This is a genomic window from Marinobacter alexandrii, from assembly GCA_039984955.1.
Taxonomy (GTDB): Bacteria; Bacteroidota; Bacteroidia; order Cytophagales; family Cyclobacteriaceae; genus Ekhidna.
Genome location: JBDWTN010000007.1, coordinates 2,286,809 through 2,300,813 on the forward strand (window position 1 = coordinate 2,286,809; position 14,005 = coordinate 2,300,813).

The window sequence follows — 14,005 nt, forward strand, 5'->3', positions numbered from 1 at the left end:
CAACTCCAAAGACAAGGTAGTATGCATAAGGATAGATGTAGCCTTAGATCAGCATCAAAAAATCATTAAATGATCCTGACAAAAAAGGTTAAGACTATGAGATCCTATGGAAAAAAGTAGATCAGTTGTTCATTCAGACCTCAACTGTTCCGCAGGATTGATTTTTCCTGTCTGGTATACCTTATACCCTATGGTTAGTACAACGATGGCTAACACAACGATGGTTGCGAGAATAAAGTGATCGGGACCTGGAGAAACATGATAGGCGTAAATAATATCGAATACCATATTTAATATGATAGGACTAGCAGTCAATCCCACACATGCAGCTATCCCGAGTATCCAGTACAAGTCTTTTCCAAGCAAATGGATGATGGTATTTCTGGAAGCACCCAGCACTTTTCGAATACCAAATTCTTTGCTTCTCTTCTGCACTTTCAGTGAGATTAATGTATATAATCCAAGGATAGAAATAAGAATGGATATGATGGCCATAAAGCAATTTATTTTAATGAATACACCATTTGTACCTCGGGAACTTTGACGTATATCACTTTGCAAAAAGCCAGCATACAATTCTTGAGGGAAGACCTTATACCAGATCAACTCCATTTCTTTATTGATGCGTTCAGAGCTTCCGGAAAGTTTCGCAACAGCATAATTGTAGTTCTCTTGGGCAGCATACCTGATTACTGCCGGAGTGATTTTATTATCCATCATGATGTTTCGCATGTTGAAATCATCCACTACGCCGATGACCACCAATCGCTCACCTCCAACAACCAATGTTTCGTTCAGTAAGTCCTTTCCAAACTGCCTTTCCAACATAGAGTTGATGATGATCTTATCCGAGTTATCGCCTAGTTCGGTAAAAAATGAGCCTTTATTCAATCTTAAGCCTATCACTTCAGTATAATTCTGTCCAACACGAATCATAGATATTGGGACATCCAGCCCTTCTTGATCTACAGATTGATGTTCAATTGAAAAACCAACGAGATGACGCGATCCTGCTAAATGCTGTATGTTGGGTTCTTGATTTAAATGGTCAGCAAGAACCTGATATTGTTCCGGTCGATTAAGTTGAATGTTTACAACCTGATCGGAATCGTATCCAAGATCTAATGTGTTTTGGTAATGGGCGTTATCAACGTTTAGAAAGACACCAAACACATTATAAAAACACAAGGCAAACTGGAAAGTGAGTAACCCCACCATCAATCCATTTTTCCCTGAAAGAGTGATTTTATCTTTAAATATTTTTAATGCTGAAAATCGAGAGACATAAAAGGAAGGATAAGCAGCTGAGAGAATGGTTACTATCAGAATGAGAATTAATGCAAATTGAATAAGTGTTGAAATAGGGATTTGGTCCATTTGTATCAGCTCACGTTCGAAAAGTGCATTGTATTTTGGAATCAATAATGTGGAAATTCCAATGGAGAGAATTACAGCGATAGAAATCATGAACGTATTCTCAATAATGAATTGAGTAATTGTGCTCTTCTTGTTTCCTCCCATTACTTTACGAACAGCGATTTCCTTCAATCTTTTTCCTGATAATGCTATGCTTGTGTTGATAAAATTGAAACAAGCCATCAATAAAATTGAAATGGCTGCACTTGCGATTCCTATGACGGAAGATGAATGTAGGTGATGCCTAAATTCTCCTCGGTATAAGTAATTCTCAAATGAAGGCCATGAATGCAAATCAGCAAGTTCATAATCAGTGATTAATAATTCAGGGTTATTTTCATTTCGAATTTCTTTCAAAACGGATAACTCTCTTTTGACTAAGTCCAGTTGATCTTTCTCAGCATATATAAAGGTTCCATTAATGCTTCGTCTCCAGTTATTATTATCGATGTTATAGTTGTTCAACAGGTTATTAAAAGACGTGATGATGGATTGACTAAAGCTCGTATTTGTTGGAGGTTCCTCGAATACATCTTTGATGAGAAATGATTCTTCTCTTTGACCATCAAAAGCCATTTTTACAAATTCTCCAACCGGATAAGGTTCATTGAACAGCTTCATTGCTAATTTTTCCGATATAGCTACCTCATTGATGCCAGGTAAACTAACAGAACGATCATTTAAGCTTTTTAAAGATAGCTTTTGAAGGAAGGATTCATCTACGTAAGCTACTCGTGTTGAGAAAAGGAAATCTTTTTCTCTTATGGCTACATTTCCTGCTGTGTATCTGAACGCATCAATTCCAGATTCTCGTAGTATTGGAGCGAGTGCTACCGAACTTGAACCAAGTGTGGACTCGCCTGTTCTGGATCCGTTGACCTTATAGACGTTCTTTGCTTCTTTATAATAGGAATTAAAGGATGTGTTGAATCGGTAATTGAAGTACCCAATGGTGCAAAGGGATATAGCAAGAGCTAATCCGAAAATATTGGCAAAGACATAAAATGGATTCAATTTTATGGATCTGATAGATGTTTTCAGGTAGTTTTTAGGTAGTCTCATCATATTTGCGGGAATTAGATTAATTGATCGGATGACGGATGGGCGAATCATTTTCAACACCTCTTTGACATATATACTTCTGGCTTTCTTCTCTCCCAAAACATCTATATTTTCGAAGTAAGCCTCTTCTAGATCCCCTTGGAGTTCTTCAAAAGAGACTGGATCACAAAACCACTGAAATAGCGTCGAAGGAAATTTTGGCAAATCCCTTTTCATCAGATGCTGAATTTTGGGGCAAGACTCCACATTTCTTCACGAAGTTCTTTGGCTTGTTTCAATGCGGATTTTCCACTAGATGTTAAGGTGTAGAAACGCTTTCTTCTTCCACCTCTTTCAGCGGTAGCTCCACCAACATGAGATTCCAAAAATCCTTTCTCCTCAAGCCTTGACAATGCAGTGTGTAATGCTCCGCGACTAAGTGTTCGCTTTAATCTTTCACTGATTTCTTTTTGAATTTTGAGACCGTACGCTTGCTCATCTAGTATGAGGATGGATAGTAAAACGATCTCTTGAAATTCTCCCAGGTTAGTGCCTTTCATATTGTACTACTTTAATCAATCAGTTGAATGGGTTAAGCGTCACGCTTATTTGTTTCTTTTTTGAAGACCAAACGTAGTTGAATACTATTTGTTTCACAAATGAAGACCTAATTGTGATAAGTTTTGTCAAAAAAATATGGTAATATTGAGAATTAATTTAATTATTTTAATAATATCTAACATGACGAAGATTTTTAAGAGACTATTCATTTTGATAACATTCATTGCTTTCATTTCTTGTTCCGATGATGAAGCAAGCGACTGCTCACCAGAACTTACAGAGATTTCTGGGGCAAGTCTAGGGACTTATACGGGACTATTAACTTTGAACGGAACAGAGGTATTTAATCAAAATGGCACAGCTACTTTGGTTGAAACAAGCTGTAAAACCTATCGAGTGGATTTTAGTGATGATGTGTCTTCTATTGAGGGAGTAACCTTTATTGCAAATAGTGATAATACAGTATTTACTTATACGAATAGTAATGCCACTACTACAGTAGTTATAGATGACGAAGGAGACCTTTCCATATCACAAACAGTTTCATCTCTCATTGTCTTTACGGGCAGTAAGTAGAAGATTTTTTTAACCTAGTCAGGCTGTAAATCTGACTGGGTTATCCTTTGCTCATTTTTTTCTGACCTGTGATGTAGAGTTAGGAGTACATCAAAAACAATCTTCATCAAAGTCTTCCTTCAGAGTGCGTCATTAAACTTAAAGAGCCAATCTAAAAATGTTAGCGAAGACATAGAATAGATTCAATTTTATGGATCAGATAGATGTTTTCAGGTAGTCTCATCATGTTTGCTGATCGGATGATCGATGGCCGAATCATTTTTAGCACCTCCTTGAAATATATCTTTCTTTTCTTCCTCAGATAAATTTCTCATTTTCAAAATAAGCCTCTTCTAGATACCCCTGGAGTTACCATTGAAACAGCCTTGAAGGAAATTTGGCAAATCACTTTTCACCCGAGGAGCTATCATATCATATTTTTCTATTTGTATATAAAATATATTATATACATTTGGATAGAAATAATCACTATGGGTTCAAAAGGAAAATACTTAGGAGAATTTGAAGAGATGGTTCTATTGGCAGTAGGTATACTAGCTAATGAAGCCTATGGAATATCTGTAAAGAATAAGATTGAGGAAATGACGAATCGTAGTGTAAGTATGGGAGCACTACATGCGGCTCTCAATAGGTTAGAGGAAAAAGAGTATGTTTCTTCCAAGCTAGGTGAAGCTACTAAAACGAGGGGAGGCAAAAGAAAACGTTTTTATTCTGTCACTACCTATGGGCAACAAGAAGTCAGTGACTTGATGGCTAAGCGCCAGCAACTCTGGGAAGCTATTCCGCAGGGAGCATTTTCGGTTAGGTGGACACCTGATAATAAATAAGTTATGTCAAAACCACCGAAACTTTTTGATAGAATACTTCAATGGTACTGTGCTCAATCAGAAATGGAAGATATTCAGGGTGATTTTTACGAAGTATACATTGAGCGTGCCGCATCTTCAAAATTTAAAGCAAACGTTCTGTTCGCCTTTGATACACTTAAGCTTTTCAACCCCTTTTCTAAACAACGCAAGCGAGGAACTTGGTTAAGCGAGTCTTACCATTTCAATTTCCGAAATCAATTGAATCGGTCTTTCAGATACCTAAAGAAATACCCCTTTATCAATACATTAAAGATTGTAGGTCTAGGCATAGCCATTAGTGCTTTTTTCTACATTTCTGATTATGCCAATTTCCATTACAACTTTGATCAATTCCATGAAAAGAAAGATCGAATTTATCGTGTAGTAACTACGGTAACTTCTCCTGACCTACAAGATGTAACTGCTTGGTCTCATGCTTATTTAAGAGATATCGCCGACGAATTTCCTGGCGTTGAACAGATCGTTAGGCTTTTAAAAGTAGAAGAAGCCGTAGTTGTTAATACTGGAGAGAAACACTTCAAAGAGAGAGAAGTATTCTTTTCTGATCCCGAATTTTCTGAAGTCTTCAGCTATAAGTGGATAGAAGGCAACCCAAATACGGCACTGTTCAATCCTAACTCTGTCGTCTTGACCAGAAGTATTGCAAAGAAGTATTTTAATGATACGGAACAAATAGTCGGAAAAGCCATAAAAATTGATCAAGAATCCTATCAAGTAACTGGATTAGTGGAGGATATTCCGGCAAATAGTGATTTGAAATTTGATTTGTTAATTCCATTCGATTATTCTTTCATGGAGGAGTGGATGTTCGTTTATGTATTGCTACACCCGGAAACCTCTGGCAAGGAACTAGCGTCAGATTTTGGAGAAATAATAACAGACTACAATGATCACTATACAGATCAGGGGATTTCTTTAACCTATTCTTTTGAAAACATCACTGAAGTTCATTTCAGTAAACCAAAGCTCTACGATACTCCTAAAATGGATAAGCAGCGCATTTTACTTTTCCAACTAGTCGGCTGGATCATTTTACTTATTGCGTCAGTCAATTACATCAACTTGTACGCAACACAATTACTCCAACGCATTCGAAGTGTAAACGTCCAAATGGTCGTTGGAGCATCAAAGAAGCAACTGCTACTTGAGTTTTGTACCGAAGCATTCATGTATCTAAGCCTGGCCTTATCGCTTGGTGTATTAATGACTTACCTGACTAGTGGTTTAGTAATTCATTACACCAACTTTTCATTCTTTAGTATTCCCATTTCTGCGATTACTATAGTATATATTCTAATCAGCTTCGTTGGAGCAATTGTTTTATCAGCAGTCTATGCTTTGATCATTACGACCAGGAGATCTCACTCACAATTGTTTGAAGCTAAAACAATCAAAGCACCTTTCAGAAAAGGATTGATAGGCGTGCAGTTTGCGCTTTCTTTTGCTATGATTCTTGGGACATTGGTGATTTATCTTCAAACTGCCCATATTCAAAATCAGCCATTAGGTTTCAACCCTGACCAAACAATCAACTTTCAGTTTCCGGATTACATGGAGCAAAGCAAAATAGACGTTCTTAAGCAGGAATTATCCAAGCTAGACTTTGTTCAGTCTATCTCTCAAATTGAAAGTAATTCCATTCCTGGAATGGATGCCTGGGTAGAAGAATATTACATTCATGAATTAGAGCAGACCAAGCTCTTTGAAGAATTGGGAGTGGATGATCAATATGCCAAGACACTCCAGGTAGAAGTGTTAACCGGTGAGTTCTTCAATGAAAAAAAACATCAACCCTATCAAGCATTCGTAGTAAACAAAGCATTTGTTGATCATTTGGGATGGGATCCATATTCCGCATTGGACAAGAAACTCAATGTATATGGGCATAATGCGCCAATCGTTGGAGTAGTCGATAACTTTTATTTCAATTCTCCTCACGAATTGATAAAACCACTTATTCTCAACTATTCTCCTAGAGGAGCATTCGCAATGGCCAAATTGAGCTCAACCATTGATTTGAAGTCGGCTATTTCTAGAATGGAGATAGTCTGGCATAAGCATTTGCCGGCCCTGCCGTTTAATTTTTCTTTTTTGAAATCTGACTATGTGTTGCAATTCGAACAAGAACAAACAACGTTAAACGTATTGGGAATTATTGCTGGATTGGTCATTACCTTATCCATTCTAGGCATGTATGCTATTCTGCTCATGCTAGGAAAAGCAAGGGAAAAGGAATTGGGTATTCGAAAGATAAATGGTGCCCGTCAAGTCGACTTGTTCACCTTGTTCTCAAAAGAATTTGTCAAGATACTTGTGATAGCTATTGCACTTTCTGCACCTATTGTTTGGGTTGGGTTAAGCAACTGGCTAGCTGAGTACCCACTTCGGATTTCTCTTAATCCACTGTACTTTGTTTTGACGGCAGTAGTTGTTGTATTTATCGCTTGTGGAGTGATTTACATTCAGGCATTGAAGTCCTATCGATCCAATACAGTTGACTCTTTGAAGTATGAGTAATCGAAATCCTGGATTATAAGATTTGGAAATAAGAACGGGTAAGTAGCTATGAAAAGAATTCTTTGTACAATCTTCATTTTGCTTTCATTAGTTGGCTATACCCAAGAGCACTTCACCCTTTCAGGTAAAATAGTGAGTGCTGAAACAAATGAGCCACTGTCCTTTTCAACCATTAGCATTTTAGGCACTTCAATAGGAGTTGTTTCCAACTTTTTGGGAGAATTTGAATTGCGAATTCCAAGGGATCATGCAAAAGACACACTCTTGGTTTCGATGCTAGGTTATAATCCTTATACCAATCCATTGAGCAAAATGGAAAACGACTCTTCTCTAATAATAGCATTGGAAGATAATATTATTTCTTTATCAGAAGTAGAAGTAAACGCTCACAAATTGACAGCCTTAGAAATAGTGGAAAAAGTGATCGAAAGCATAGCCGATAACTACCCAATTTCTCCTTACCTATTAGAAGGATTTACCCGATCTCACATGAGAGAATGCGGGAAGTATGTGAAACTATATGAAGCTGACTTTGAATTGTACGGACAAGGCTATCACAAAAAAAGTCCAGAGAAAATATATATCAACGAGTCCAGACAAAGTGAACAAGTGGCAAACTATCAAAGTGTTGTATTGCGTGGTAATCGAAACCCATTCATTGCCATGAGGCACATAAATGATGTCTTATTTAGATCCTATTCCCTTAAGACTGCCAATAAGAATTATGTCATTGATGGCTACACCTATGTTGATGATCAATTGATCTATATCATCAAAACAAACCACTCTAAATACGAAAATCACACCATGTATATCAATGCTGAAGATTATGCATTAATCAAGGTCAATATGATCATGGCCACACCAGAAGACGAGGATTGGAACCCGATCCTCAACAAAGGGACCTCTACTGATTCTTCCAATTTTCAAGTCACTCAAATTTCTAAGGTCATTCAATTTGAAAAAGTCGAAGATCGATATTATGCCAAATACATGGATTGGCTCATTGAAGGAAACTTGACTAACAGAAAAACGGCTGAGGAGTTTTGCGATTGGGGATTTCGATTCGAAACGATGTTTGATCAAGTCAAATTCAAAAATTTTGAAAAACCAGCTCGTGATCGGTTAATGATTCCACATCCCAAAAAAGACCCAAAACACACTCCTTACAATGCCCTTTTTTGGGAGAATTATCAATTGATTCAAGATTTTCCAATTACCCCTCAAATCATTCAAGATCTGGAAATAAGTACTCCATTAGAAACTCAATTTAAAAGAACTGATAAGTAACTATGAAAAGAATTCTTTGCGCGATGTTCATTTTACTTTGGCTATCAGCTGAATCCCAAGAGTTTCTCACCATTTCCGGGAAAGTGATTGATAAAAAATCCCAAGAGACTCTAAGCTTTGCTACAATTGGACTAAAGAAGGATCAGCAGGGGACTATTACTAATCTAGATGGAGAGTTTAGTTTTTCAATACCCAAGGAAAATGCCGCTGATACGCTTTTTGTTCGGTACCTAGGCTATGAAACCTACCGGGCTTCTGTTTCGAGCATGCTCGAAGAAAAAAACGTGATTCAACTTGAGGAAAGTGTGGTGCAATTAGCCGAAGTAGAGGTTAATAACCTGACCGCTGATCAAATTATGCAAAAAGTGTTTGAACGCATGCCTGAAAATTATTCAACAGACCCATTCGTTATAAAAGGCTTTTTCAGAGACATAAGAAATCAAAATGATCAATCCTCCTATCTAGTGGAAAGTGCCGTTGAGGTTTATGACCCTGGAATAAAGATGAATAAAGAGGGGAATAAAAAGGAGCGTCGGAGTTTTTTTATAAAAGACATGCGGGCTTCTGAAAACAAGATCAATGAACTCCTCACTCCAGTGCTGAACAGGTTCAATTTCCTTCACTTTACATTGGAAAATAATTGGTATAAATACTACGCGGTATCTCTGAAACCTTCCTCAGCAAGTCACTACGAACTTAAAGACATTATTCACTCAGATGGAAGCTACCTGTTCGTGATCCGTCTTGAAGAACAAAAAGTAACGCCGGGCAATGACTCGAGCTATGTGAATCTTTCCTATACACTAGAAACACTTTTCTATGTGGATAGTGAAACATATGCGATTCATAAAATTGTTCATACAGAGATTCCTATAAATGAAACTTTTGTAGCCATCGAACCTCCCTACCCTGGTGACTCTCTTTACTACAGACAAAAAGGATGGAAGATTGTAAGAGAGTATGGTGAATACCGAGGAAAAATGTATCCAAAATACATTAGCCAGATATATCCTTTTGACATTTACAACAAAAAGCAGGATCGAGTTTACCTGGATTTAGCCTTTCACATGACCTTTGTTACCACAGATGTTCAGTTAGAAAACGTAAAACGGCCGACTGGAGGAAAGGCACTCCGAGGGAAAGACCTCATGCTACAGACCCAAAAGTATAATCCTGCTTTTTGGAGCAACAAGCAGAATGTTAAGCTGGTACCACTAACGCAAAAGCAAATACAGGGATTGGAGCGGGAGAAGTCATTGGAAGAACAGTTTCGGTTTAAAAAGACAAAATCAAAAAAATGAGGATGGCTAGATTTTTCTGCATTTTAGTTATGATAATGTCTGTTGGTTTAGGCTATTCACAACAGTTTATCACCATCTCTGGTAAAATAATAGATGCTGAAACGAATGAGCCATTGGCGTTTTCGACCATAAGCATTCTTGAAAAACCTATAGGAGTAGTTGCTAACGAAGAAGGATATTTTGAATTCACTTTTTCAACGGAATTACAGAGTGACTCCTTAGTGATATCGATGATGGGATATGCCTCGGAAAAATATTTACTCCAAACTTTAGCAGACAAAAAAAATCTATCAATCAAGCTCGTGAGTAAAGCGGTAATGCTTGATGAAGTAGTGGTTACCGACAAGCAATTGACTGTCGAAGATATTCTTGACTTGGTACGACGAAACATTAAGCATAATTACCCGACAACTCCTTTTGAATTCGAGGCTTTTTATCGAGACTATAAAATTGAAAATGATAAGTGTGTGGGCTTGTTTGAGGCTGCAGTATCGGTGTACGATAAGAGATATTCAAAAGTAGTAAACGGAGATGTGCTAAAAGAAAAAGTTACTCTAAACCAGGTGAGGAAGAGCTTTGCTACTTCTTATCAAACGCATGCATTCAAGCGGATCAATATTATGAAAGAACTTTTGCGGCTTAATGATGTGCGATATCAATCACGTGTATTAGATAAAAAGAGAAAGTATAAGCGCGAATTAGATGGTTACAAAATCATTAATGATCGCCTGATGTATCGAATCAAAGCAGTAGAAGATTGGACGTTTTATATCTATGTCGATGTTTCAACTTATGCTGTCCCTAAAATCGAAATGAATTTTGAATGGGAAGATGATGTAGCTGAAAATGAATGGACACTTGGAGATACGATTAAATATCAGCAGCGAAGCGCAAAAGAAATTCTGGACTTTCAGCTAATTGATGGTCTTTACTACCCGAAGTATCACAGCTTTAGAACTGTCCTTCACGCATTTGATTTCAATTCGGACAGCCTTCTCTTTACGTCTGACTTACTTCAAGAGTACATGGTCACCAATATTGACTTTTCTCCTGGAGAAAAACCAGCAAAGAATAACATTATGGACCCAGATGAAATGCTAGAGAAGCAAGAAACCACATATGATCCTGAGTTTTGGAAGCATTATAACATCCTTAAAATGCATCCTAGAGATGAACAACTAATCAGAGGCTTGGAGAAGACTAGCTGGTGAAATAGCAATATATAATCATGTATTTCTTTTACTAGACCTCTTTTAGTAGGTTCAGATTCTGTTTATGCCTCGTTTATTTTTTCAAAAAGACGCTCGTTTTATGAAGCGATTTTGATTTTTAACGAAACCTATGATTTAATCTTTCGTTATACTTTGGTATTCTATGTATATAGAATGCTTGTATGACAAAGTATAAATCTTAACTAATGATTTCTAAAAATTTAACTGCTGCATCGACAAAACCAATCATTCTAGGAATCCTTAAACAAGGAAATAGTTATGGCTATTTGATCATCAAGAAGATCAAGGAGCTATCGGGAGGTAAAATGGAATACTCTGATGGGATGCTATATCCTGTACTTCATCGATTGGAAAAAGAAGGTCTCATCAAATCTAATTGGACGATGGATGGGGGCACCAGACCAAGAAAATATTATGAAATCACAGAACTTGGTAAAGAAGAGCTTATCACTGAGCAAGCACAGTGGAAACAAGTAAATGCATTGCTAAACTCACTTTGGGATGTAAATCCTTCAACTACCTAATGAATGTTTAATCTGGAAAAAGAGATAGGGAAATGGTTAAAATCCTTTAGAAAGCAACAAGCTTTTGACGAAGGAGCGATTCATGAGATGGAGCTTCATCTCCGTGATCATATTGAGGATCTAATAGCGGAAGGAATTGACAGAAAAGATGCATTTAATCAAGCAGTCAAGGAGTTTGGAGACGTTCCGAAGGTTGCAGAGGAAGAATTTTGGAATCAGCAACGAAAACCAACCATCAAGTCAGTTATTTATTCTTCTTTGTTGAAAAGCTTTTACTCGGTTGCATTGAGAAACCTAATAAAGCATAAAACCTACTTTGCGATAAACGTTCTCGGACTTTCCATTGGGCTTTCTGGCTTCATATTTATAAGTCTATTTGTAGCTAATGAGCTGAGCTACGATCGCTTTCATGCCAACTACAAAAACATTTACATGGTAACTTCTCCAGCTACAATAAGGGGAGAGAAAAACCATGATGCAAGATCTTCTATGCCGCTTGCAAATACCCTTTTGCAAGAATATCCGCAAATAATTGAATCTACTAGAATCTATAATCCAGGGTCGATATTAATTGGCAAATTGAAGAATGTAGCTAATGAGGAAGGAGTCTTATTTGTAGACGATAGATTTCTAGGAGTATTTGATTTTAAGCTTTTGAAAGGTGACCTGAATAAAGCATTGAAGGAGCCCAGGTCGATCGTGCTTACCAAATCGTATGCAAAAAAATATTTTGGAAAAGAAAACCCTGTTGGAAAAGAGCTTTTGGTGGGGACAGATGAAACGTCTTATAAGGTAACAGGTGTCATTGAAGATGCCCCAGCGAATTCACACATTAAGTTCAATATGCTAGGATCTATTTCTTCCAATGATGCTTGGAATTCCAACAGATGGATTGGAGGGACGCAGTACACCTATGCGGTTTTAAATGAAGAAACTAAAGTAGATGCGCTTGAAATTGAAATGAAGGAACTCTTCTATAAGTTCATGGCTCCTGAAATAGAATATTATACAGGGATGAGCATCGAAGAATGGGAGGTTGGAAACATCATAGGTTATGAGCTAACTCCTATAAAAGATATTCATTTGAAGTCCTCTTTCACCGCTGGTGAGCTCGAACCCCCAGGTAATATTTCTTATATATATATCTATTCTTTGATCGGGGTTTTGATATTGCTTATGGCGATTTTCAACTTTGTTAACCTAGCTACTGCGTATTCCTCAACAAGAGCAAAAGAAGTCGGGATAAGAAAAGTCATTGGCTCTTCAAAGGGCCATCTAATATCTCAATTTGTTCTTGAATCTATATTTATTGCCTTTTTTGCCACCATAGTAGCGGCGCTTATCGTTGCAGTTACTACTCCCTACTTTATTGATCTTATTGGAAAAAATCTTGCTTTCAAATTGACGGATCATTTGGTATATGCCTCCATATTGATTGGATTGGCATTGATAGTCGGTCTTTTAGCTGGCTTCTATCCCGCTTTGATTCTCTCTTCATTTAGGCCTGTAGAAGTGCTCAAAGGGAAAATGCGTTCGGGAATGAAGTCTGGATGGTTAAGGAATATGCTCGTAACAGCACAATTTGGTGTTGCCATTGTAATCATCATAGGAACGACAATCACCTATGAGCAGGTCAAATTCATGCTCAGTAAGAGTTTAGGTTTTGAGAAGGAGCAGGTGTTGGTGATTGAGCGACCGGATTGGTTAGGAGATAATATTGATACATTCAAAGAAGCGTTGCTCTCCCAATCAGCTGTATTAGGAGTTTCCAATTCTTTGACTCTACCAGGAAAACGATTTGAAATGCGGTCGTATAGAAAAAAAGATGAACAAGAAGTTTTCCTCTTTTTAAATAATCAGGTGAATTATGATTACCTGGATGTGATCGGTTTAGAGTTAGTTTCCGGAAGATTTTTTGAAAAAAAATTTGGCGCGGACTCCAATGCTATAGTTATTAATGAATCGGCAGCAAAATCTTTTGGTTTTGAAGATCCAATTGGGAAACCGATGAAATCTGCTTTCAAGAAAGGAAGACCTCTAACAGTTATTGGAGTAGTAAAAGATTATAACACTGAATCACTTCATAAGTCAATCGGGCCAATGTCACTTGAGTTAGATGAAAGAAGTGCGGGATATATAAGCCTGAAAATCGCTAGCAATCAAAATATTAGAGAGACTATTTCATTCATAGAAGATGCCTGGTACGAATATGCGGATAGCAAGCCCTTCGAATATTTCTTTTTTGATGAAGATTATGAAAATTTATATAAGACTGAAACTAACACTGGAAGAGTATTAGTGGTATTTGCGTCGCTTTCCATTTTGATAGCATGCCTAGGCTTGATCGGTTTGATCACGTTTACTACATCAGTAAGAACAAAGGAAATAGGGCTAAGAAAGATATTGGGAGCAGGTTCAGGAACTCTGATAAGGTTACTCTCGAGGGAAACACTTATCCTTATCGGTTTTGCAATCTTCATCGGATGGCCCCTTGCCTATTTTGCTAGCGAATATTGGCTTCAAAATTTCGCTGATCGTATTGAGGTCAGTCTTTGGATCTACCTCGTGCCAACATTTGCATTAATACTTGTTGTGGGGTTAACAATTAGCTTCCAGACTATCAAAGCGGCAACAAGCAATCCAGTCGATTCATTGAGACAAGAATAAAAAAAACTAAA

The 14,005-nt window shown here is 37.4% G+C and carries 10 protein-coding genes; 8 read left to right on the forward strand and 2 right to left on the reverse strand.

Going from position 1 to position 14,005, the window contains the following annotated elements; all coding sequences use genetic code 11:
- Window positions 1-129: 129 nt before the first annotated feature.
- Window positions 130-2,694 carry an FtsX-like permease family protein gene (locus ABJQ32_16545; protein ID MEP5291266.1) on the reverse strand — a complete coding sequence of 855 codons (2,565 nt, stop codon included), beginning with the start codon at window positions 2,692-2,694 and terminating at the stop codon, window positions 130-132.
- A complete protein-coding gene (locus ABJQ32_16550) occupies window positions 2,694-3,017 on the reverse strand; it encodes a helix-turn-helix transcriptional regulator (GenBank protein MEP5291267.1) in 324 nt (107 codons plus the stop codon). The genes ABJQ32_16545 and ABJQ32_16550 overlap by 1 nt, the downstream gene beginning before the upstream one ends.
- 181 nt (window positions 3,018-3,198) lie before the next feature.
- Between ABJQ32_16550 and ABJQ32_16555 the strand changes: the two genes are divergently transcribed.
- The 8 genes from ABJQ32_16555 to ABJQ32_16590 all read left to right on the forward strand — a co-directional run bounded on the left by ABJQ32_16555 (window position 3,199) and on the right by ABJQ32_16590 (window position 13,994).
- Window positions 3,199-3,594 carry a hypothetical protein gene (locus ABJQ32_16555; GenBank protein MEP5291268.1) on the forward strand — a complete coding sequence of 132 codons (396 nt, stop codon included), beginning with the start codon at window positions 3,199-3,201 and terminating at the stop codon, window positions 3,592-3,594.
- Window positions 3,595-4,064: 470 nt separating this feature from the next.
- Complete coding sequence (locus ABJQ32_16560; protein ID MEP5291269.1) at window positions 4,065-4,421, forward strand: helix-turn-helix transcriptional regulator; 357 nt, start codon at window positions 4,065-4,067, stop codon at window positions 4,419-4,421.
- A gap of 3 nt (window positions 4,422-4,424) precedes the next feature.
- Window positions 4,425-6,980 (forward strand): ABC transporter permease, encoded by a 2,556-nt coding sequence (locus tag ABJQ32_16565; GenBank protein MEP5291270.1) that lies wholly within the window; start codon window positions 4,425-4,427, stop codon window positions 6,978-6,980.
- A gap of 48 nt (window positions 6,981-7,028) precedes the next feature.
- Complete coding sequence (locus tag ABJQ32_16570; GenBank protein MEP5291271.1) at window positions 7,029-8,270, forward strand: carboxypeptidase-like regulatory domain-containing protein; 1,242 nt, start codon at window positions 7,029-7,031, stop codon at window positions 8,268-8,270.
- Between the two features lie 2 nt (window positions 8,271-8,272).
- The gene (locus tag ABJQ32_16575) at window positions 8,273-9,571 is read left to right on the forward strand and encodes a carboxypeptidase-like regulatory domain-containing protein (protein ID MEP5291272.1); all 1,299 of its coding nucleotides are present in this window, start codon (window positions 8,273-8,275) and stop codon (window positions 9,569-9,571) included.
- 2 nt (window positions 9,572-9,573) lie between these two features.
- Complete coding sequence (locus ABJQ32_16580; GenBank protein ID MEP5291273.1) at window positions 9,574-10,782, forward strand: carboxypeptidase-like regulatory domain-containing protein; 1,209 nt, start codon at window positions 9,574-9,576, stop codon at window positions 10,780-10,782.
- 206 nt (window positions 10,783-10,988) lie between these two features.
- Complete coding sequence (locus ABJQ32_16585) at window positions 10,989-11,327, forward strand: PadR family transcriptional regulator (GenBank protein MEP5291274.1); 339 nt, start codon at window positions 10,989-10,991, stop codon at window positions 11,325-11,327.
- A 3-nt stretch (window positions 11,328-11,330) separates the two neighbouring features.
- Window positions 11,331-13,994, forward strand: a complete 2,664-nt coding sequence (locus tag ABJQ32_16590) for an ABC transporter permease (protein MEP5291275.1) — start codon at window positions 11,331-11,333, stop codon at window positions 13,992-13,994.
- The last annotated feature ends 11 nt before the right edge of the window (window positions 13,995-14,005 follow it).

What these genes read in the sequence shown, in the direction of transcription:
- ABJQ32_16590 (MEP5291275.1), top strand. Translation starts at nt 11,331, where the DNA reads ATGTTTAATCTGGAAAAAGAGATAGGGAAATGGTTAAAATCCTTTAGA.
- ABJQ32_16580 (MEP5291273.1), top strand. Translation starts at nt 9,574, where the DNA reads ATGGCTAGATTTTTCTGCATTTTAGTTATGATAATGTCTGTTGGTTTA.
- ABJQ32_16585 (MEP5291274.1), top strand. Translation starts at nt 10,989, where the DNA reads ATGATTTCTAAAAATTTAACTGCTGCATCGACAAAACCAATCATTCTA.
- ABJQ32_16565 (MEP5291270.1), top strand. Translation starts at nt 4,425, where the DNA reads ATGTCAAAACCACCGAAACTTTTTGATAGAATACTTCAATGGTACTGT.
- ABJQ32_16555 (MEP5291268.1), top strand. Translation starts at nt 3,199, where the DNA reads ATGACGAAGATTTTTAAGAGACTATTCATTTTGATAACATTCATTGCT.
- ABJQ32_16545 (MEP5291266.1), bottom strand. Translation starts at nt 2,694, where the DNA reads ATGAAAAGGGATTTGCCAAAATTTCCTTCGACGCTATTTCAGTGGTTT.
- ABJQ32_16575 (MEP5291272.1), top strand. Translation starts at nt 8,273, where the DNA reads ATGAAAAGAATTCTTTGCGCGATGTTCATTTTACTTTGGCTATCAGCT.
- ABJQ32_16570 (MEP5291271.1), top strand. Translation starts at nt 7,029, where the DNA reads ATGAAAAGAATTCTTTGTACAATCTTCATTTTGCTTTCATTAGTTGGC.
- ABJQ32_16550 (MEP5291267.1), bottom strand. Translation starts at nt 3,017, where the DNA reads ATGAAAGGCACTAACCTGGGAGAATTTCAAGAGATCGTTTTACTATCC.
- ABJQ32_16560 (MEP5291269.1), top strand. Translation starts at nt 4,065, where the DNA reads ATGGGTTCAAAAGGAAAATACTTAGGAGAATTTGAAGAGATGGTTCTA.